The organism is Cupriavidus pampae (assembly GCF_914271485.1).
Classification (GTDB): domain Bacteria; phylum Pseudomonadota; class Gammaproteobacteria; order Burkholderiales; family Burkholderiaceae; genus Cupriavidus; species Cupriavidus pampae.
Window position 1 is genome coordinate 466,533 of record NZ_CAJZAG010000006.1, and the last position, 21,019, is coordinate 487,551.

Genomic DNA, 21,019 nt, shown 5'->3' on the forward strand with positions numbered 1-21,019 from the left:
GGAGGCGAGTCGACTTTTCAGCCCGCAGTATGGGTCACCTGAAGGAATACCTTTGGGAATACCTTCGCTGCCCGGGGCACTATTCCCACTCGTCACCGTCGCCACTCTTCAACCCGGAGTGAACATGAACGCCGTGACCGAACTCAAGCAGGACTACATCGTCGCCGATATCAACCTTGCAGGCTGGGGCCGCAAGGAAATCGCGATTGCAGAAACCGAAATGCCGGGCCTGATGGCCATTCGCGACGAATTCGCCGCCGCGCAGCCGCTCAAGGGCGCGCGCGTCGCGGGCTCGCTGCACATGACCATCCAGACCGCCGTGCTGATCGAGACGCTGCGCGCGCTCGGCGCCGACGTGCGCTGGGCCTCGTGCAACATCTACTCGACGCAGGACCACGCCGCCGCCGCGATCGCCGCATCGGGCACGCCGGTGTTCGCGTTCAAGGGCGAGTCGCTCAAGGAATACTGGGACTACACGCACCGCATCTTCGACTGGGCCGATGGCGGCACGCCGAACATGATCCTGGACGACGGCGGCGACGCCACGCTGCTGCTGCACCTGGGTGCGCGCGCGCAGAAGGATCCGACGCTGATCGCCAACCCGGGCAGCGAGGAAGAAACGTTCCTGTTCGCCGCGATCAAGGAAAAGCTGGCCAAGGATCCGAGCTGGTACAGCCGTAACCTGGAAGCGATCCGCGGCGTGACCGAGGAAACCACCACCGGCGTGCACCGCCTGTACCAGATGGCGCAACGCGGCGAACTCAAGTTCCCGGCCATCAACGTCAACGACTCGGTCACCAAGAGCAAGTTCGACAACCTGTACGGTTGCCGCGAGTCGCTCGTGGACGGCATCAAGCGCGCCACCGACGTGATGATCGCCGGCAAGGTCGCGATCGTGGCCGGCTACGGCGACGTGGGCAAGGGTAGCGCGCAGGCACTGCGCGCGCTGTCGGCACAGGTATGGGTCACGGAAATCGATCCGATCTGCGCACTGCAGGCCGCGATGGAAGGCTACCGCGTGGTGACGATGGACTACGCCGCGGAACACGGCGACATCTTCGTGACCTGCACCGGCAACTATCACGTGATCACGCATGACCACATGGCCAAGATGAAGGACCAGGCCATCGTCTGCAACATCGGCCACTTCGACAACGAGATCGATATCGCATCGATCGAGAAGTACGAGTGGGACGAGATCAAGCCGCAGGTCGATCACGTGATCTTCCCGGACGGCAAGAAGCTGATCATCCTGGCCAAGGGTCGCCTCGTGAACCTCGGTTGCGCCACCGGCCACCCGTCGTACGTGATGAGCAGCTCGTTCGCGAACCAGACCATCGCGCAGATCGAACTCTGGCAAGAGCGCGATACCGGCAAGTACCCGGTGGGCGTGTACACGCTGCCGAAGCACCTCGACGAGAAGGTCGCGCGCCTGCAGCTGAAGAAGCTCAACGCGCAGCTGACCGAACTGACCGAGCAGCAGGCCGCGTACATCGGCGTGAGCAAGCAAGGCCCGTACAAGGCTGACCACTATCGTTATTAATCGATAGCGTAGTGCCCGCGCGGACCGCCACTCGTGGCGGTCCGCCATGACCGAATTCCCGTTCTTCGTTACCAAGGAGTCGATATGAGATTGCTGGCCGTCTGGATCATCAATGCCGCGTCGCTGTTCCTCGTGGGCAACGTCATCAGCGGGATCGAACTCGGTGGCTTCGGCTCGGCGATGATCGCCGCGCTGGTGCTGGGTCTCGTCAACACGCTGATTCGGCCGATTCTCGTCATCCTGACGCTTCCGGTCACGCTGCTGACGCTGGGCCTGTTTATTTTCATTATCAACGCGCTGCTGTTCCTGTTCGTCGGCAACCTGCTGGAAGGTTTTGTCGTGCAGGGCTTCGGTGCCGCGCTGCTCGGGTCCATCCTGTACAGCGTGATCTCGTGGATCCTGTCCAGCCTGTTGCTGCGGGATCGAGACTGACTCATGACCGACCGTTACTACAGCTTCGAATTCTTCCCGCCGAAGACCGCCGAGGGCGCGGAGAAACTGCGCAACACGCGCGCGCAGCTGGCGCCGCTGCAGCCGAAGTACATCTCGGTGACGTTTGGCGCTGGCGGCACCACGCAGCAGGGCACGCTCGACGCCGTGCTCGAGATCCAGCGCGAAGGCATCGAAGCCGCGCCGCATCTGTCGTGCGTGGGCTCCTCGCGCGACAGCGTGCGCCAGATTCTCAAGACCTATCGTGATGCCGGTATCCGCCATATCGTCGCGCTGCGCGGCGACATGCCGTCCGGTATGGGCGAGATCGGTGAGTTCCGCTACGCCAACGAGCTCGTCGCGTTTATCCGCGAAGAGACTGGCGACTGGTTTCATATCGAGGTGGCGGCGTATCCCGAATACCACCCGCAGGCGCGTTCGCCGCGTCACGACCTCGACAACTTCGTGCGCAAGGTCAAGGCCGGCGCCGACTCGGCGATCACGCAGTATTTCTTCAACCCGGACGCGTACTTCCGCTTTGTCGACGACGTGCGCGCGCAGGGCGTGGCAGTGCCGATCGTGCCGGGCATCATGCCGATCACGAACTACTCGCAGCTGATGCGCTTCTCCGAGATGTGCGGTGCCGAAGTGCCGCGCTGGGTGGCCAAGCGGCTTGAAGGCTTTGGCGACGATCGCGAGTCGATCCGCGCGTTCGGTCTCGACGTCGTGACCGCGCTGTGCGAGCGCCTGCTTGCCGCTGGCGTGCCGGGCCTGCATTTCTACACGCTGAACACCGCGGGCGCCACCAAGGCGATCTGGGAACGGCTGAAGCTGTAACGCGTAGTTATGCGATCGTCCCGGCCTCGGTGACGATCCACTCCATCGGCAGATCGTGTGGGGCCGCGCGCAGCGGCACCCGGCACGCTTCGTAGCCAATGCCGATCGCCACGGGCCGTGGCGATTGCGCCGCCAGCGTGCGATCGTAGAAGCCGCCTCCATAGCCGAGGCGGAACTTATCGGCGCTGAAACCGACACAGGGAATGATCAGCGCGTCGGGCATCACGGCCTCGGTGCCATCGGGTACCGGGATGCCGTAGCGCCCTGCGCGCATCGGCGTGTCAGGGGTCCACAGATGGAAGTCGAGCGGCGTGGCGGGCGCGATGACCACGGGCAGCGCCGCGCGCCGTCCGGGCAGGCCCCCGAGCCAGCGCGCAACGACCGCACGCGCGTCGAATTCCTGCTGAATCGGCCAATAGAACCCCACGCAGTGCACCGCAAGGCGCTCCAGCAATTCGGCAAGCGCCTCGGCGATGCGCCGATCGGCGCCGGCGCGATCGGCCAGCGCGGCCCGTTGCGTCAACAGTTGCGTGCGCAGCGCGCGGCGGTCTTCGGGCAGCGAGAATTGAGGGGTGTCGGATGGGTTGTCTGGGGCTTTGGCGGGGAGCATGGCGTGCAATAATGTTCGGCCAAATGTCTGGACACATTCGTCCGGACCCCGGACCCATACTGAATATCAGGCGGTGCGGCCAGCGACCTGCGGCCGCGCGCCATCGACGAGGAAGACGAAGCATGTTCAAGGGAGTATATCTGCGCAGTGCCGGACGTGCCGCATGGATCGCGTTTGCGGGTGCGCTGCTGGCCACTCCGGTCTATGCGCAGAAGCGCCCCGCGCCTGCGGTTCAGGCACAGGCGCCGACGATTCCGAGCAACCCCGACGACGCGTTCGTTGCGCTGCGCGACGCCGCGCGCAAGAACGACGTTGACCGTGCGGCCACGCTGTCGGCGGCGCTCGTCGACTATCCGATCCCTTCGTACGTCGAGTACTTCCGCATCAAGCCGCAAATGTTCGACAGCAGCGGCCTGGCGCGCATCGATGCGCCCGACGAGCAGGTCCGCACGTTCCTGCAGCGGTATCAGGGCGAGGCGATCGCCGACCGTATGCGCAATGACTGGCTGCTGGTGCTCGGCAAGAAGCGCGACTGGGCCAACTTCGATGCCGAGTATCCGAAGTTCATGCTCAAGGACGACACGCAGGTGGAGTGCTACGCGCTGCTGTCGCGCGCACTCAAGGGCCAGAACGTCGCGGCCGAGGCGCGCGCGGCCCTGTTCGACGTGCGCTATTACGGCGAGGGTTGCGTCGACCTGATCAGCTACCTCGCGCAGAGCCAGCAGATTCAGCGCAGCGACGTCGCGTTCCAGGCGCGGCAGGCGCTCGAGCAGAACTACACCACGCTGGCCGCGCGGATTGCGGCCACGGCACCCGATTCGCGTGGCGACAGCGATACGCTGGCGACCATCGTCAAGATGGCGCGCAACGATCCGTCGCAGGCGGCCGCCTACCTCAACGCCAGCGCCGCAAGCCTGTCGCGCGACGAGCAGGGTGCGGCATGGGGCGTGGTGGGGCAGTACGCGGCCAAGAAGCTCGCGCCCGAGGCGGCCGGCTACTTCCGACGGCAGATCGACCTCGGCGGCAATCAATGGCTGTCCGATGAAACACAGGAATGGCGCGTGCGCGCCGCGCTGCGTCAGGGCGACTGGCGCCAGGTGCGTCAGTCGATCGAACTGATGCGGCCCGAGCTGCGCGCCAAGGATCCGGCGTGGACGTACTGGTACGGCCGCGCGCTGGCCGCGGACAAGCGTCCGGACGAGGCGCGCGCGCAGTACGAAGCGATTGCGGGCCAGTTCAATTTCTATGGACAGCTGGCCAGCGAGGAACTTGGCAATCGCATCACGCTGCCGGTCCGCACCGTGGTGAGCGATGCCGAGGCCACCGCCATGCGCACGCGCCCCGGTTTTGTGCGCGCGCAGAAGTTCTATGACCTGAACCTGCGCTTCGAAGGCAATCGGGAGTGGAACTGGGAGTTGCGCGGCATGAGCGATCGCGAGCTGATCGCCGCCGCCGACTACGCGCGCCGCATCGAGTTGCTGGACCGCGCGGTAAATACCGCGGACCGCACGAAGACCGAGCACGATTTCTCGCTGCGCTTCCTGATGCCGTATCGCGACATCATGCAACGGGCGACCGACGATGTGGGGCTCGACATGGCATGGGCCTACGGCCTGATCCGCCAGGAATCGCGCTTCATCATGAATGCACGGTCCTCGGCCGGCGCGCATGGCCTGATGCAAGTCATGCCCGCTACCGCCAAGTACGTGGCGCGCAAGATCGGCATGACCGACTTCTCGCCGACGATGATGGGGGATCCCAATATCAACATCCTGCTCGGTACGAATTACATGAGCATGGTACTAACTGACCTCGACAGTTCGTGGACGCTGGCGTCGGCCGCCTACAACGCGGGCCCGGGACGCCCCAAGAACTGGCGCAGTTCGCTGAACCGGACCGTGGAAGGCGCGATCTTTGCAGAGACGATTCCGTTCACGGAAACGCGAACCTATGTGAAGAATGTCCTCTCCAATGCCACGTACTATGCTGCATTGATGAGTGGCCGTCCCCAGTCGCTCAAGGATCGCCTGGGTTCGGTCGCACCGTCCTCGGTCACGACGACCAGCTTGCCCTGAGGATTCACCTCAGGGTGGGTCGATGGTTGGTTGCGTGATCGCATCATGATTGTGTGTAAGCGACACGGAGCCAACCATGCAGACCAGCAATGTCCTCGTCATCGGGGGCGCCGGTTTCATCGGCAGTCACCTCATCTCGCGCCTGGCCGGCGCGGCTTCCGCCTCGGGAGCGCCTCTCGACGCCGCCTCCAATCCCGATAGTCCGATCGCACCCGAGCGCATTCTCGCGGGCTCGCGCAGCGTCGAGCACGCGCAGCACCTGTTGCTGTTGCCGCGTGTGGAGGTGGTCGAACTCGGCTTTGCCGACGATGCCGCGCTCGACGACGCGATCGGTTCGCTCGGCGTCGATGGCATCGTCGTCAACCTCGTCGGCGTATTGCACGGCGAGCGCGGCGATCCGTACGGCGAGGCCTTCGCCACCGCGCATGTCGAGATGCCGCGCCGCATCGTCGAATCGTGCCTGCGCACCGGCGTTCGCCGACTGCTCCATATGAGCGCGCTGGGCGCCAACGGCGCGGGCCCCTCGATGTATCTGCGCAGCAAGGGCGACGGTGAGCGCATCGTGCGCGAATCGGGGCTCGACTGGACCGTGTTCCGTCCGTCCGTCGTATTCGGTCCCGACGATCATTTCCTGAACCTGTTCGCGCAGATGCAGCAGATGGCGCCCGTGGTGCCGCTGGCGTGCGCGCACGCGCGCTTCCAGCCGGTGTTCGTGCAGGACGTGGTACAGGCCTTCCTGAACGCGATGGTCACATCGCGGACGATCGGCCAAGCATATGAACTGGGCGGTCCGCAGGTCTATACGCTCGAGGAACTGGTGCGCTTTGCGGGTCGCGCGTCGGGGCATCCGCGTCCGGTGATCGCGCTGCCCGACGCGCTTGCGCGCGTGCAGGCCGCGGTGCTCGAGCATATGCCGGGCGGGCCGGTGATGACGCGCGACAATCTCGACTCGATGCGGCTCGACAACGTCCTGGAAGCGCCGCTCGCGCACGAACTGAACTTGCGTCCGGCAAGCCTCGAGTCCGTGATGACGGACGTGCTGGCCGGACGCAATCGCGAAGAGGCATTGCAGGTCATGCGTGGCAGCGTGCATCGCTGATGTGAGTCCGCTTCACCAGCGTTGCGAGTGCAATTCATTTGATGAGTGCCGGTAGCGCTGGCTACAATGGCCGGCTGCAAGCTCCAACCTTCCCCCAAGGATCCGTGTCATGAAGCTCGTCATCGGCAACAAGAACTACTCCTCCTGGTCGCTGCGTCCGTGGCTGCTGCTGCGCGAAGCCGGTATCGCGTTCGAGGAGATTCCCGTGCGGTTGTTCGTACCGGGCTTCGACGCCGAGATCCGCCAGTATTCGCCCGCGGGCAAGGTACCGGTGCTGATCGATGGCGACGTGCGCGTTTGGGATTCCCTGGCGATCAGCGAGTATGTGGCCGAGCGGTTCCCGGAAAAGCAGCTGTGGCCCGCCGACGTGGCGGCACGCGCGCATGCGCGCGCGGTCTGCGCCGAGATGCATGCCGGTTTCCAGCATGTGCGTAACCAGTTGCCGATGAACGTGACCGCGATGCTGCCGGGCATGGGCTGGAACACGTCCGTGCAGCGCGATGTCGATCGCATTGCCACGATCTGGAGCGAGCTGCGCGCGCAACACGCCGACAAGGGCCCGTTCCTGTTCGGTACGTTCACGGTGACCGACGCGTTCTATGCGCCGGTGGTGGCGCGCTTTGCCACCTACGGCATTCATCTGCCCGAAGAAGCCAAGACGTACGCGGACTTTATCCTCTCGCTGCCGTCGATGCAGGAATGGGTGGCCGGCGCGCGCGAGGAGCGTGACTTCCTGACCGACGACGAGCCGTATCGCACCGGTCCCGACCGCGCGGACGCGATCGTTCTTTAAGCATCCTTTGAGCGTCATGCAGATCTACGCCGTGGGCGGTGCCATTCGCGATCAGCTGCTCGGCAAGCCGAGCCAGGATCGCGACTACGTGGTGGTGGGCGCGACGCCCGACCAGATGGAGGCGCTCGGCTACAAGCCGGTGGGCAAGGACTTTCCGGTCTTCCTGCATCCGCAGACCAAAGCCGAGTACGCGCTTGCGCGCACCGAGCGCAAGACCGCGGTGGGCTACAAGGGCTTCGCGTTCTACTGCGGCGCGGACGTGAAGCTCGAGGACGACCTCGTGCGGCGCGACCTGACCATCAACGCGATGGCGCAGGCTGTCGATGAGGCCGGACATCTGGTCGGTCCCGTGATCGACCCCTATGGCGGACGGCAAGATCTGGCCGCCCGCTGCTTCCGTCATGTCTCGGATGCATTTGCCGAGGACCCCGTGCGCATCCTGCGCGCGGCGCGGTTCGCGGCCCGCTTCCATGACTTCACGGTGGCGCCCGAGACCGTGGCGCTGATGCGCGCGATGGTGGAGGCGGGCGAGGTCGATGCGCTGGTGCCCGAGCGTGTGTGGCAGGAGCTCGCGCGTGGCCTGATGGAGGCGCGGCCGTCGCGCATGTTCGCGGTGCTGCGCGAGTGCGGTGCGCTGGCGAAGCTGCTGCCCGAACTCGAGCGGCTGTGGGGCGTGCCGCAACGCGCGGACTATCACCCGGAGGTGGACACCGGCGTGCACGTGATGATGGTCGTCGATCATGCGGCCGCCACCGGCGCCTCGCTACCGGTGCGATTTGCCGCGCTCGTGCACGATCTCGGCAAGGGCACTACGCCCGCCGACGTACTGCCACGCCATATCGGTCACGAGGAACGCAGCGTGAAGCTGCTCGAGCAGGTCTGCGCGCGTCTGCGCGTGCCGAACGATTGTCGCGAGCTCGCGCTGGTGGTCGCGCGCGAACACGGCAATATTCATCGCTCGCTGGAGTTCGGCGCGGCGGCGGTGACGCGTCTGCTCGAACGCTGCGATGCGCTGCGCAAGCCCGAGCGCTTTGCCGAAGCACTGCGCGCGTGCGAGGCCGATGCGCGCGGTCGGCTCGGCTTCGAGGACCGCGACTATCCGCAGGCCGCGCGCCTGCTGGCGGCGCGCGAAGCGGCCGCCTCGATCGACGCGGGGGCGATTGCCAAGGCATGCGCGGACAATGTCGCGCAGATCAAGGAGCGCGTGCACCAGGCACGCGTGGCAGCTGTGGAAGAGAGGCTGGCGCAGCTGGTGCTATAGCAGTTGGCGCTACAGCAGCCGGCCAATGACCAGCGCGATCAGCGACAGGAGAATGGTCGACGCGAACGGCAGCACGTATTCGCGGCCAAACAGGCGGAAGCGCAGGTCGCCGGGTAGCCGGCCGAGGCCGAGTTTCTGCAGCCACGGCAGCGCGGCCGACAGCACGATCACGCAGAAGAAGATGGTCAGCGTCCAGCGCAGCATGGCTCAGAGTGTATAGGTGCGATCGCCGCGCTGGAATCCGGCGAGCGAGAAGTTCTCGATGGTATCGGCGTTGCGCGACAACGCGATGACCTTGAACAGCTCGCCCATTTCCGCCTCCGACAACAGCTTCTGCACGGCATTGGCCGCGGGCAGGAAGGCGCGGACGTCGGACGGGTCGAGCGTCATCAGCAGCTCGGTAATCCCCGCGTTCATCAGATAACGTGCCTGCGAGCAGAAACCTTCGACGTTCAGCCCGCTCTCGACCGCCGCTTCGGCGATGCCCGTGAAGTTGACGTGCGCGGTGATGTCCTGCAGCCCCGGATACAGGAACGGATCGGGATGCGCGTGATGGCGGTAGTGGCACATCAGCGTGCCGCCCGCGCGTTGCGGATGGTAGTACTCGCTGGCCGGAAAGCCGTAGTCGATAAAGAACGCCACGCCGCGCGCCAGCATCGCACCGACCGCGCGGACAAAGCCCTCGGCCTCGGCATGGGTTTCGGTGACCACGTCGTGATCGCCGGGCATCGCGAGCAATGCCGCCGGTACTTCGTCATCGGCCAGCACGCGGTCCTGAAAGGCGAAGCCCGTCGTCCCCTCGCGCCGCACGCCGCGCTCGTGCCAACGTCCGCCCTCGCGCGCGAACAGGCGCACCGGCATGGCATCGAGCACCTCGTTGCCAACGATCACACCCTCGAACCGTTCAGGCAGCGTGTCGTGCCAGATCACCCGATCGGCCAGATGCGGCGCACGGTCGGCCAGCGTTCGCCGCTGCCGTTCGCGCAACTCGCCAGATAGCTCGACGATTTCGTAGCGGGCGGGTAGGGCGCCTTCGGTTTCCAGTGCCAGCAACAGATCGGCGGCGAGCCGGCCGGTGCCGGCACCAAATTCCATGACAGCCGGCAGGCCCGCGGCCAGCAGCGGCGCGAATTCGCGCGCGAGCGTGCGGGCGAAGAACGGCGTCAGCTCGGGTGCGGTGATGAAATCGCTGCCATCGCGCGCGTCGCGGCCGAACTTGGCGGCGCCGCCGCTGTAGTAGCCGAGGCGCGGCGCATACAGCGCCATCGACATGTAGCGATCGAAGCCGATCCAGCCGCCGCTGGCGTCGATTGCATCGCCAATGCACACGGCGAGGGCATTCGACGCGTCCTGCGCGTCCTGGGGGGGAAGGGGTAGACTAGCGACTTTCTGCATATACCGCGAATTGTAGCAATGCCCGCCTCCCAGACTCCTGACACACCTTCCGCGCGCGGCGTCGCGCTGGTCACCGGTGGTGCGCGCCGCCTGGGCCGCGCCATCGCGCTCGAACTCGCCGCGCAGGGCTGGGACGTGGCCGTGCACTGCAACCGCTCGGTCGCGGAAGCCGAGGCGCTGGCCACGCAGATTCGCGCACTGGGCCGCCGCGCCGCGGTACTACGCGCGGATCTGGCCAATGAAGCCGAAACCGGCCGCCTGATCGCCGAATGCGCTGTGGCGCTCGGCACGCCGACCTGCCTCGTCAACAACGCGTCGCTGTTCCAGTACGACGTGGCGACAAGCTTCTCCTATGCCTCGCTCGACACGCATATGCGCACCAATGTGGCCGCGCCGCTGCTGCTCGCGCGCGAGATGCACAAGGCGCTTGCCACGGAGGGCGATGACACCCCTCGTGGTGTGGTGATCAATTTGCTCGACCAGAAGCTCGACAACCTCAACCCGGACTTCCTGTCGTATACGCTGTCCAAGGCCGCGTTGCAGACCGCCACGATGCAACTGGCGCAGGCCCTCGCGCCGCGTCTGCGGGTGGTGGGCGTCGCGCCTGGCATCACGCTGGTGTCTGGCGAGCAGAGCGGTACCGGCTTCAGCCGCGCGCATCAGATGACGCCGCTCGGCCAGTCTTCCACGCCGGAGGATATCGCGCAGGCAGTGGCCTATCTGGCCATCGCGCGCGCGGTGACCGGCACCACGTTGTACGTCGATGGTGGGCAGCATCTGATGCCGCTTCACCGCGACGTGATGTTCCTCACAGAATGACCCCATGACCATGCTTGCCGCACTATCCCACCCCAGCCTGACCGATTGCCGTCGCATGTTCCTGCGCAACTACGAAGTGCAGATCAACATCGGCGTGCATGAATTCGAGAAGAAAGGCGAGCAGCGTGTGCTGGTCAATATCGACCTGTTCGTGCCGCTGGCGCAGTCTACCCCGCACGCCGACAAGCTTGAAGAGGTCGTGGACTACGACTTCATGCGCAGCACCGTGGCCGCGCGCATGGCGCAGGGGCACGTACATCTGCAGGAAACGCTGTGTGATGACGTCGCGCGCGCGATGCTGCTGCACCCGCAGGTGCGCGCGGTACGCGTGTCCACCGAGAAGCCCGATGTCTACCCGGACTGCGATTCGGTCGGCGTGGAAGTGTTCCATATCAAGCCGGTCTGAAGCTTCGGGGCCGCTCAAGTAGAATATTGGCCCGCCGCCCCCGGCGTGGCCAACCCCTCTCCGCAATGCCCTATGAGTCACTCCGCTAACTTCTATCGTCTCGAAACACGCCTGCAGTCGCTGGCCGGCAAAGCCATTGGCGACTTCGGCATGATCGAGGACGGCGATACCGTGCTCGTGTGCATGAGCGGCGGCAAGGACTCGTACACGATGCTGTCGGTCCTGATGGCGCTGCAGAAGCGCGCGCCGATCAGTTTCAAGCTGATCGCGATGAACCTGGACCAGAAGCAGCCCGGTTTTCCCGAGCACATCCTGCCCGAGTATCTGAAGTCGACCGGCGTGGAGTACGTGATCGTCGAGGCGGATACCTACTCCATCGTCAAGGAGAAGGTGCCCGAGGGCAAGACCACGTGTTCGCTGTGCTCGCGCCTGCGCCGCGGCGTGATCTACCGCACGGCCAAGGAACTTGGCGCCAACAAGATTGCGCTGGGTCATCACCGCGACGACATCGTCCAGACGTTCTTCCTGAACATGTTCTTCGGCGGCAAGATGAAGGCGATGCCGCCGAAGCTGGCCACCGACGACGGCCAGCACATCGTGATTCGTCCGCTCGCATATTGCGCTGAGAAGGACATTGCGAGCTTTGCGCGCGCGATGGCGTTCCCGATCATCCCTTGCAACCTGTGCGGCTCGCAGGAAAACCTGCAGCGCAAGAAGGTCAACGAGATGCTGCAGACGTGGGAGCGCGAGAACCCGGGCCGTATCGACAATATCTTCGCGTCGCTGCGCAACGTGGTGCCGTCGCATCTGGCCGATACCGATCTGTTCCCGTTCACCGGGCTGGCCACCGGCCTGGCCAAGGTGGATGAGGCCTCGCTGTTCGGTGAGACCACGTTCTCGCAACAGCCGCTGCAGTTCGCCGGCAGCGCCGAGGAGAACCGCATCGAGTTCGTGCGCTTCGAGCGCACGCCTGCCGAGGCGGACGCTGGGGTGAAGACCAGCGCCTGAGGGCGCGCAAAGGGTGGAAACGCTCGATTTGCGCTGACGAAATGTCAGCGCCTGTGTGTTTTCGTTCGAAACGGTGGCTTCTGCGTGGCGCGGGCCGCTGGAACAATGGATCCGGTTATCACTGCATTGGACCACCGGACCATGACCCGTTTCCTTTCCCCTTCCGATGTCTCGCACATCGTGGCAATCCAGGGCCTGCCGCAAGTGCTGCGGCAGATGGCGCGTTACATCGAAGAAGACTTCCTGCGCTGGCAGGACTTCGATAAATCCGCGCGCACCGCTGCCCACTCCGCGCGCGGCGTGATCGAGCTGATGCCGATCGCCGACGCGAACCTCTACAGCTTCAAATATGTGAACGGCCATCCCGCCAACACCGCCGATGGCCTGCCCACCGTGATGGCATTCGGCACGCTCGCCGAGGTATCGACGGGCATGCCGCTGCTGCTGTCGGAACTCACGCTGACCACCGCACTCCGCACGGCCGCCACGTCGGTGGTGGCGGCACGCCGGCTGGCGCGGCAGGATGCCAGCACGATGGCGCTGATCGGCAATGGCGCGCAGGCCGAATTCCAGGCGCTGGCGTTCCACTACCTGCTTGGCATCCGCACGCTGCGGGTCTATGACGTCGATCCGGGTGCCACGCGCAAGCTGACGCGGAATCTACAAGGCATCGCAGATCTCGAGATCGTGCCGTGCGCCAGCACCGTCGAAGCCGTGCGCGGCGCGGACATCGTGACGACGGTTACCGCTGACAAGGCCTACGCCACCATCATCACGCCCGACATGCTCGCGCCGGGCATGCACCTGAACGCCGTGGGCGGTGACTGTCCGGGCAAGACCGAACTGCACCCGGATGTGTTGCGCCGTGGCAGCGTGTTCGTCGAATACGAGCCGCAGAGCCGCATCGAGGGCGACTGCCAGCAAATGCCGGCGGGCTTCGCGGTGACCGAGTTGTGGCAGGTGCTGGAAGGGCGCGTGCCGGGCCGTACGGATGCGAGCCAGATCACCGTGTTCGACTCGGTGGGTTTTGCGCTCGAGGACTATTCCGCGCTGCGTTATCTGCGCGACAGCGCGGCCCAGCTCGACCTGGGCCAGACGCTCGATCTGGTGCCGCGGCAGGCGGATCCGAAGGATTTGTTCGGGCTGCTGCGAGGCGCGGGTGCCGCGCCCGCCGGCGCGGCCGCGGCGATCGAACCCGAAGCCGCTACCGCCTGACCCACACGTCAATCAGCTGGGTAGGCGGTTGGTCGTCTGAAGCGGGCGTCTCAAACGCTCAGTTGTTGGATGCCTGCGACGGTGCCTTGGCCGGCGACGACGATGCCGAGGAGGGATTGCCCTCGCGAATCAGCGCGCGCGTGTCGTCGATCCATTTCTGGAACCGGTCCACCGCGTGGGCCTTCTGCTCCGGCGTGGTCAGATTGGCGATCGTGACCGTCAGGTCCACGCCGCTCTGGCTCCGTTCCGGACCCGGGCGCTGCCATTGGTCGGCATACCGTCGCAGCATCTGCTCCACCTGCGGCTTGGCCGGGTGCGAGGCCTGCACCTCCTTCGCCAGTCCCAGCCATTCCTTCTGGCGCTGCAGACGCTGCTGATAGCGCGCCTCCGCGCCCTGCATATACGGCCCCATCGCCTCCTTGATGGTTTTCTCCTGTTCGGTCGAGAAGCGCCCGTAGATCAGCTTCGCGTAATCCATCACCTTGTCGAAGCGCGCGTCGGTCCGCGCGGCCTCGTTGCCGCGCAGGAATTCCTTGCGGTACTTGGCATTGCTCTCGTCGAACTTGGCCTGCATGCGGGTGATTTGCTCGGGCGTCAGCGTCAGCAGCAGGTCGGCCAGATCGGGAATCGCGTTCTCGAAGGCCTGCCGGCCAAGGCGCTGGGTGTCCTGCTGGACCCGATGGACCATCTCGGCATTGACCGGCTGCGCCACCTCGCCCTTGACGCGCGTCAGCACGGTGGCGATCTCCGGCAACTGCTGGCTGCGATGCCAGCTGAAGAACCGGTGGATGGCCTCCCGCGTCGGCGGCTCCTGGGCGTCCGAGACGTCCACATAGCGATCCACCCACCAATAGGCCAGGCGGTCGCCCTGCTGGTAGCCCAGTTTCATCGCGTTGCAGCCGCCCAGTGTCACCAGCACGACACATGTGGTAAATGCTGCAAACCATGAAAATATGCGCTGGCGCCAGACCTGTTGCGTTTTGTGAGAATCGGAAACCACGGGGCGTCGGGCATAACCCGCCATGCTAGAATCGGCGCGCATGTTTACGGTGGTTGCAGAAGGTCTCGCAGCCCCGTCTCGACAACGATTTTGCCGCTTATGTTGCCGCCTATCTCGCCGCATAGGACGGTGAAACGATCCGTGGCGCGGATTTTCAAGTTTCTCTCCGGACACACTCACTTAGGACCTCCTTGTGAATATCGTCATTCTTGCCGCGGGCATGGGAAAGCGCATGAACTCGGCGCTGCCCAAGGTGCTTCATCCCGTTGCCGGCCAGCCTATGCTCGCGCACGTCATCGCGACCGCGCGCTCGCTTTCGCCGACGAAACTGGTGGTCGTGGTCGGCCACGGTGCCGAGCACGTGCGCACGGCCGTGGGTGCCAGCGACGTCCAGTTCGCCGAGCAGGCCCAGCAACTTGGCACCGGTCACGCGGTCATGCAGGCACTGCCGCTGATCGATGACGATCAGCCCACGCTGGTGCTGTACGGCGATGTGCCCCTCACCAGCGCCGCCACACTGCGTGCGCTGCTCGATGCCGCCGGCAGCGAACGCCTGGGCGTGCTGACGGTCGAGATGAGCGATCCTACCGGATATGGCCGTATCGTACGAAACGCCGCCGGCAGCATCACGCGCATCGTGGAGCAGAAGGATGCGAGCGACGACGAACGCGCGATCCGCGAAATCAATACCGGCATCATCGTATGCCCCACGGCGCAACTGCGCACGTGGCTCTCGACGCTGCGCAACGATAACGCGCAGGGCGAGTATTACCTGACCGACACCATCGAGCGCGCGGCGCAGGATGGGGTGGAAGTCGTGTCGGCACAGCCGGCCGCGCTGTGGGAGACGCTGGGCGTCAACAGCAAGGTCCAGCTCGCCGAGATCGAACGCATCCACCAGCGCAACATCGCGCAGAAGCTGCTGGAGGCGGGCGTGACGCTGCTCGATCCGGCACGTATCGACGTGCGCGGGCAGCTTACCTGCGGCCGCGACGTGACGATCGACGTCGGCTGCGTGTTCGAGGGCAATGTCCATCTGGAGGACGGTGTCTACATCGGCGCGCATTCTGTGATTCGACATGCAAAGATTGGCAAGGGTTCGCGTCTGCAACCCTTCTGCCATATCGACGAAGCAACAATCGGGCCGGACGGCCGCATCGGGCCGTACGCGCGTTTGCGTCCGGGCACCGAGCTGGGCGAGGATGTGCATATCGGTAACTTCGTCGAGGTCAAGAACAGCCAGATCAGCCACCACAGCAAGGCCAACCATCTGGCCTATGTGGGGGACTCGACGGTGGGGCAGCGCGTCAATATCGGCGCGGGTACCATTACCTGCAATTACGATGGCGCGAACAAGCTGCGTACCGTGATCGAGGACGACGTGTTCATCGGTTCGGACACGCAACTGGTGGCGCCGGTGACGGTGCGGGCTGGTGCGACGATCGGTGCGGGCACGACGCTGACCAAGGAAGCGCCCGCGGGCAAGCTGACGCTGTCGCGCGCGAAGCAGATGACCCTGGACGGCTGGCAGCGTCCGGTCAAGCCGGCTAAAAAGTAATTAGCGGCAGCAACGCAGGCAAAGTTGAGACAGACCGTTCAGGATCGCAGGGCAAGCAATATTCATCGGGGGTTCAAAAAATGTGTGGCATTGTCGGCGCGGTTTCTACCCGCAACATCGTACCGGTCATGGTCGAGGGCCTGCGGCGCCTCGAGTATCGTGGTTATGACTCGTGTGGCGTGGCCATCGTGCGCGACGAGACGCTCGAGCGCGCGCGCACCGTATCGCGCGTGGCCGATCTCGACACGCAGACGCAAGCGTCCGGCCTCGGCGGCCTGACCGGCATCGCGCATACGCGCTGGGCCACGCACGGCAAGCCCGATACGCTCAACGCACACCCGCACTTCTCGGACGAGACCATTGCGCTCGTGCACAACGGCATCATCGAGAACTACGAGCCGCTGCGCGAGGAACTGCGCGCCGCGGGTTACGGCTTCGAGTCGCAGACCGATACCGAAGTGGTGGCTCACCTGATTCACCAGGCATACACGTACCCGAGCAGCGCGACGCGCGGCGATCTGTTCGCCTCGGTGCGCGTGATCACCAAGCGTCTGCATGGCGCGTACGCGATTGCCGTGATCGCCAAGGACCAGCCGCAGCGCGTGGTCGGCGCGCGCGCCGGTTCGCCGCTGGTGGTGGCACTCGGCGAGAACGAGGCGTTCCTCGCGTCGGACGCGCTGGCTGTGGCCGGTACCGCGAATCGCATCATCTATCTGGAAGAAGGCGACGTTGCCGAGATCTCGCTCGATGGCGTGACCATTCGCGATGGATCGGATCATGCGGTGGAGCGCGAAGTGCGCGTGGTGGAAGCCCACGCTGCGGCAGTCGAGCTCGGCCCGTTCCGCCACTTCATGCAGAAGGAAATCTTCGAACAGCCGCGCGCGCTGGGCGACACGCTCGAGGGCGTGGACGCGATCACGCCGGAGATGTTCGGTGAAAGCGCACCGAAGGTGTTCTCGGAGATCGACAACATCCTGATCCTCGCGTGTGGCACCAGCTATTACTCGGGCTGCACGGCCAAGTACTGGCTCGAGTCGATCGCCAAGATCCCGACGCAGGTGGAAGTCGCCAGCGAATACCGCTATCGCGACACGGTGCCCAATCCGCGCGCGCTGGTGGTGGTGATCTCGCAATCGGGCGAGACCGCCGACACGATGGCCGCGCTGCGTCATGCGCGCTCGCTCGGTCATACGCACACGCTCGCGGTCTGCAACGTCGCGACCAGCGCGATGGTGCGTGAGACCGAACTGCGCTTCCTCACGCGCGCGGGCACCGAGATCGGTGTGGCCTCGACCAAGGCGTTCACCACGCAGCTGGCTGCGCTGTATATGCTGACGCTGGCGCTGGCCAAGGTGCGTGGTTACCTGAACGCCGACGAAGAAGCCAAGGCGCTGACGAACCTGCGCCACCTGCCAGCGGCGCTGCACGGCGTGCTGGCGCTGGAGCCGCAGATCATCGCGTGGTCGGAAGACTTCGCGCGCCGCGAAAACGCGCTGTTCCTCGGCCGCGGTCTGCACTACCCGATCGCGCTTGAAGGCGCGCTGAAGCTCAAGGAAATCTCGTACATCCACGCCGAGGCATACCCGGCGGGCGAACTGAAGCACGGCCCGCTCGCACTGGTCACGGAAGCGATGCCGGTGGTGACGGTGGCGCCGAACGACGCGCTGCTCGAGAAGCTGAAGTCCAACATCCAGGAAGTCCGCGCCCGCGGCGGCCGACTGTATGTGTTCGCGGACTCGGACACGCACATCCAGTCGTCGGACGGCATCCAGGTGATTCGCATGCCCGAACACTACGGCGCGCTTTCGCCAATCCTGCACGTGGTACCGCTGCAACTGCTGGCGTACCACACGGCGTGCGCACGGGGCACGGACGTGGACAAGCCGCGGAACCTGGCGAAGTCGGTGACGGTGGAGTAAAGCGAGGTTGACGCAAAGACCTTGTGTTCGCACCAAATGAACGTGTTCCGCGGCGTCTTGTAAGAGCGTTCCGTGTGGGGGGGGCGAAATGGCCCCCCATCTGCAAAACGTCTGCGATGGTGTATCCCAAGGTACGGTGTGCCGTATGTTCGCTGCAACGGTGCCGACTGCCCGCATCCTTCGCACGGTCCGTCAACTCGCGACAGAACTGCTGCGATGACGTCCGTATTCCGCCTGAATGCGCGGGTTAGCACGGCGACTCGCTTTGCGCTGGTGCCTGTTTGCATTGGCGCGACGCGCTCCACGTTCATCCGCCGACGATTGGCGTCCGTGGTGCAATCCAGCATCCGCGCCATCGCCCGGTGGTCGGGGTCGTCACTGCGATTGATGACGGGTAGAGTGCCAACCCACATTGGTCATGCCGACGCTCCACTTTCTGCGCCGTGCTCAAGGGTAGCGGCGCGAGGTAGTGGCGACTGGGGAAAGTGCCAATAACGGTACTTTTTTAAGGGTGCGATCATTGCGAGGTTGCTCCATATCGTACTTGTCACGAATTGCTTGTTGTATGGAATGCATTCCGGAGGATTTGCTGTGTCGCTGGCAGGCGGACCGCTCAATGTCCCGGGATGGAACGAAATTTGTCGTTTCTTGACAGTTGGGCGCACGTCATGTCGGCGAACTGACGCCTTGCAGCACGAAGTGCTTCTTCAACGAAGCGGCACTTGCACAACGGTTTGGTTTTCGATAAAGTACCCGGCCGGGCAGCCGAACCCCTTGATTTACTTGATAAATCAACCCATAAAAACCATGTTCCGTCCTGATGACCTGATGACCGTGCTCGAACTCGAGTGCGCCCTTGGCGGGCGTCGCTACGGGCATTTCGACCATGATGCAGCGAACTTCACTGGCCCCAACGCGCGTAGCGTTCGGAGCGGTTCGGTGTTGCGCGTCGGTCCGGTGGGCGTGCGCGAGATTATTGACACGACGAGCGGCGAGCACCTGTCGAACTTCTAAGTTGAGGCAGTTTTGGCAAAGCTTGCTGGGGAGCAGATTTACCTGCTCTTGAAGAGGTCAACTGACCTGCGCGGCCATGAAATTCGAGCCGTTTCGAGCGTTGATGCTGCACTACAGGTGTGGGACTCAACGACTCGAATGAGTCCTCTCTTTCCCATTGACGATGCGGCCTTCCCCTCGACGGAAGGCGATTCGCGTTGGTTCATCTTTTTCATCGGCCCCGTCGACATCGGCACCCTCGACCTTGAAGGTATCAGTGCGTTCGCAAGCTATGGGATGCACAACCTTGTCGTCGTATCTACTGTTGTTGAAGACCCGGTTATTGGGCAGCTTCTGGCATCGCTTCCGAACACTCCCTGGGAAGCTTGGGATGTTGTCGGGACTATGGTGAACGACGTCGCGTACAGCCCGGTGGTGATGGGGACGCGCGCAGCGGAAAGGGTGGGTGTGGCGGCGAAGCCGGCCGTGCCTCCTCAGTTGAAGAGCGCGTCCGAAGAGTATCGAACGCTGAATGCGGTGACGCGCGCGAAATGCGAACGCTACTTGCCACAGTTCGTAGCAGAAATTGATGCGTTTGACGAAGCCTTCCAGAAAGCGCTGAATAGCGGCCGCAGCCATGCTGTGGACAAGCTCGCGTATCTGGCCAACGTGAACGCAGCGTTGTCGCGTTTTTCATCGCAGACGTTTGCTGGTACATCCCCTATACGCGAGACGGAGTGTCATTTCTGGACGCACTCACTTCTTGGCATTGGAACGGCTACGCAAGCGCTCACCAATATCCGCCGTCATCATGACGCGGCTTTCAGCGCTTCTCGGCTCCCTGAGAAGGTCGCGGGGCTTGCGAATCTGCCGGCAGGCGATAAAGAACTCACTCGACGCGAATTTATTCACCCCGCCTGGAGGCAGCACCTTCTGGAGGGTGTTGTTCTTGAGGGCGAGCCGAAAAACGTCGATGAGTATCTCAAGCTGATTGCTTACTTCAGTGGTCGGGACGGCTACAAGAGCACGACATTCACTTTGAGCGCGCCGCTTGAGCTCATTACCGGGTGCAACACCTTTGCCTGGACTCCCCTGACGCTGACGCACGAGCTTTCGCACACTATCACGTCGCAGCTTCTCGCAGCTTTGCTCAAGGACCTCTTTATCCGCCAAGCTGCGGGTACGATGGAGTTTTACGCGCGCCTCGTGAATCCGAGCGAAAACTACACTCCCCAGAATGCCTTGGAGCAGGCACAGAAGACGCTGCTCATGGCGTTCGTGTTCTTGGACCGAGAGCAGATGCCGAGTCGGGAGCTAGCTTCTATCGTTGAGGCAACTGACGTGATGCCGCTCATCCAGCGGTATTATGACGAGGTGATCGAGCTTGTAACGCACCTGCTCGATTTCCAGTATTTCTATGGCAGGGACGTGGCGCTCTACATGACCTCTCTGTGGGAGAGCTGGGACGTTATCCCGAACATCCAGAGTCGAATTGACGACTACCTCACACGTACTCTCGTTGCAGTCCTTTCTGCTAATCAGCACGTGGCAAAGCCTGTCGATGAAACGTACGAGATTGTGCTGAATCATCTGAAGTCGATGGCAGCGCGCGCGACGGGTGGTCAGTACATCTCGGCGGCTTATGAGAGGTTGAGGGATGACCGCGACTATTTTCTCAAGCGGACACATACCCGTGTGCATATCGCCAAGCTCGTCCTCGCGTTCTTCTACGATCCGGGTACCGCCAAGAATATTGCCAAGGAGATTCCAATCGCCGGTGGCGACTACTCCAGTTTCCGCAGCGACGAACTTGACAGCCAGCAGATTCGCAACCCTCTGAAGTTTCTGGCCAAATTTTCGACAGACCAACAGTCGAACACGCGGAAATCGCTCTGGATACTGCATAAACTCGCTTTCGCGGAGGCACCTTGAGCTCTTCGGCGCCAAAGGTGTTGATTTGCACCTAAAACTGACCCACCAGTTGCATCGAAAATTGACCCACCCCAAGGTCATGCCTCTTCACTGATTGGTGTCTGCTTAGTGCGTTTCTCCTTGCTGG

At 63.9% G+C, this 21,019-nt stretch carries 19 protein-coding genes; 15 read left to right on the top strand and 4 right to left on the bottom strand.

Annotation, left to right across the window (positions count from 1 at the left end; genetic code table 11):
* Window positions 1-124: 124 nt before the first annotated feature.
* From ahcY to metF, 3 genes are all read left to right on the top strand, one after another.
* The gene (gene ahcY / locus LDO41_RS17520; RefSeq protein WP_223990409.1) at window positions 125-1,543 is read left to right on the top strand and encodes an adenosylhomocysteinase; all 1,419 of its coding nucleotides are present in this window, start codon (window positions 125-127) and stop codon (window positions 1,541-1,543) included.
* An 84-nt stretch (window positions 1,544-1,627) separates the two neighbouring features.
* Entirely contained in the window at window positions 1,628-1,975 is a 348-nt protein-coding gene (locus LDO41_RS17525; protein ID WP_223990411.1) for a phage holin family protein, read from the top strand.
* Between the two features lie 3 nt (window positions 1,976-1,978).
* The gene (gene metF, locus LDO41_RS17530) at window positions 1,979-2,809 is read left to right on the top strand and encodes a methylenetetrahydrofolate reductase [NAD(P)H] (protein WP_223990413.1); all 831 of its coding nucleotides are present in this window, start codon (window positions 1,979-1,981) and stop codon (window positions 2,807-2,809) included.
* 7 nt (window positions 2,810-2,816) lie between these two features.
* Here metF and LDO41_RS17535 read toward each other — a convergent pair whose 3' ends face one another.
* Window positions 2,817-3,419: a 5-formyltetrahydrofolate cyclo-ligase gene (locus tag LDO41_RS17535; RefSeq protein ID WP_223990415.1), complete on the bottom strand. Its 603-nt coding sequence runs from the start codon at window positions 3,417-3,419 to the stop codon at window positions 2,817-2,819.
* Between the two features lie 122 nt (window positions 3,420-3,541).
* Here LDO41_RS17535 and LDO41_RS17540 point away from each other — a divergent pair, with 122 nt between their 5' ends.
* The 4 genes from LDO41_RS17540 to LDO41_RS17555 all read left to right on the top strand — a co-directional run bounded on the left by LDO41_RS17540 (window position 3,542) and on the right by LDO41_RS17555 (window position 8,647).
* Window positions 3,542-5,494 carry a lytic transglycosylase domain-containing protein gene (locus LDO41_RS17540; protein ID WP_223990417.1) on the top strand — a complete coding sequence of 651 codons (1,953 nt, stop codon included), beginning with the start codon at window positions 3,542-3,544 and terminating at the stop codon, window positions 5,492-5,494.
* Window positions 5,495-5,570: 76 nt separating this feature from the next.
* Entirely contained in the window at window positions 5,571-6,593 is a 1,023-nt protein-coding gene (locus LDO41_RS17545; RefSeq protein ID WP_223990419.1) for a complex I NDUFA9 subunit family protein, read from the top strand.
* Window positions 6,594-6,702: 109 nt separating this feature from the next.
* Window positions 6,703-7,386 (top strand): glutathione S-transferase family protein, encoded by a 684-nt coding sequence (locus LDO41_RS17550; protein WP_223990421.1) that lies wholly within the window; start codon window positions 6,703-6,705, stop codon window positions 7,384-7,386.
* 16 nt (window positions 7,387-7,402) lie between these two features.
* Window positions 7,403-8,647 carry a multifunctional CCA addition/repair protein gene (locus LDO41_RS17555; protein ID WP_223990423.1) on the top strand — a complete coding sequence of 415 codons (1,245 nt, stop codon included), beginning with the start codon at window positions 7,403-7,405 and terminating at the stop codon, window positions 8,645-8,647.
* 9 nt (window positions 8,648-8,656) lie between these two features.
* Here the strand turns inward: LDO41_RS17555 and LDO41_RS17560 are convergent, their stop codons facing one another.
* The gene (locus LDO41_RS17560; RefSeq protein WP_223990425.1) at window positions 8,657-8,851 is read right to left on the bottom strand and encodes a DUF2905 domain-containing protein; all 195 of its coding nucleotides are present in this window, start codon (window positions 8,849-8,851) and stop codon (window positions 8,657-8,659) included.
* A gap of 3 nt (window positions 8,852-8,854) precedes the next feature.
* Window positions 8,855-10,042: a class I SAM-dependent methyltransferase gene (locus LDO41_RS17565; protein ID WP_223990427.1), complete on the bottom strand. Its 1,188-nt coding sequence runs from the start codon at window positions 10,040-10,042 to the stop codon at window positions 8,855-8,857.
* 18 nt (window positions 10,043-10,060) lie between these two features.
* Here LDO41_RS17565 and LDO41_RS17570 point away from each other — a divergent pair, with 18 nt between their 5' ends.
* The 4 genes from LDO41_RS17570 to LDO41_RS17585 all read left to right on the top strand — a co-directional run bounded on the left by LDO41_RS17570 (window position 10,061) and on the right by LDO41_RS17585 (window position 13,490).
* Window positions 10,061-10,861 carry an SDR family oxidoreductase gene (locus LDO41_RS17570; protein ID WP_223990429.1) on the top strand — a complete coding sequence of 267 codons (801 nt, stop codon included), beginning with the start codon at window positions 10,061-10,063 and terminating at the stop codon, window positions 10,859-10,861.
* Window positions 10,862-10,865: 4 nt separating this feature from the next.
* On the top strand, window positions 10,866-11,267 hold the full coding sequence (locus tag LDO41_RS17575; protein WP_223990431.1) for a dihydroneopterin aldolase: 402 nt from the start codon (window positions 10,866-10,868) through the stop codon (window positions 11,265-11,267).
* 72 nt (window positions 11,268-11,339) lie between these two features.
* Window positions 11,340-12,275 carry a tRNA 2-thiocytidine(32) synthetase TtcA gene (gene ttcA / locus LDO41_RS17580; protein ID WP_223990433.1) on the top strand — a complete coding sequence of 312 codons (936 nt, stop codon included), beginning with the start codon at window positions 11,340-11,342 and terminating at the stop codon, window positions 12,273-12,275.
* 141 nt (window positions 12,276-12,416) lie between these two features.
* Window positions 12,417-13,490 (top strand): ornithine cyclodeaminase, encoded by a 1,074-nt coding sequence (locus LDO41_RS17585; RefSeq protein ID WP_223990435.1) that lies wholly within the window; start codon window positions 12,417-12,419, stop codon window positions 13,488-13,490.
* Window positions 13,491-13,548: 58 nt separating this feature from the next.
* Here the strand turns inward: LDO41_RS17585 and LDO41_RS17590 are convergent, their stop codons facing one another.
* Window positions 13,549-14,409, bottom strand: a complete 861-nt coding sequence (locus LDO41_RS17590) for a DUF6279 family lipoprotein (RefSeq protein WP_223990437.1) — start codon at window positions 14,407-14,409, stop codon at window positions 13,549-13,551.
* 274 nt (window positions 14,410-14,683) lie between these two features.
* Here LDO41_RS17590 and glmU point away from each other — a divergent pair, with 274 nt between their 5' ends.
* The 4 genes from glmU to LDO41_RS17610 all read left to right on the top strand — a co-directional run bounded on the left by glmU (window position 14,684) and on the right by LDO41_RS17610 (window position 20,892).
* A complete protein-coding gene (gene glmU / locus LDO41_RS17595; RefSeq protein ID WP_223990439.1) occupies window positions 14,684-16,048 on the top strand; it encodes a bifunctional UDP-N-acetylglucosamine diphosphorylase/glucosamine-1-phosphate N-acetyltransferase GlmU in 1,365 nt (454 codons plus the stop codon).
* Window positions 16,049-16,128: 80 nt separating this feature from the next.
* Window positions 16,129-17,967, top strand: coding sequence for a glutamine--fructose-6-phosphate transaminase (isomerizing) (gene glmS, locus LDO41_RS17600; RefSeq protein WP_223990441.1), 1,839 nt, complete (start codon window positions 16,129-16,131; stop codon window positions 17,965-17,967).
* A gap of 807 nt (window positions 17,968-18,774) precedes the next feature.
* Entirely contained in the window at window positions 18,775-18,981 is a 207-nt protein-coding gene (locus tag LDO41_RS17605) for a hypothetical protein (protein WP_223990443.1), read from the top strand.
* A gap of 12 nt (window positions 18,982-18,993) precedes the next feature.
* The gene (locus tag LDO41_RS17610; protein WP_223990444.1) at window positions 18,994-20,892 is read left to right on the top strand and encodes a hypothetical protein; all 1,899 of its coding nucleotides are present in this window, start codon (window positions 18,994-18,996) and stop codon (window positions 20,890-20,892) included.
* Window positions 20,893-21,019 lie beyond the last annotated feature (127 nt).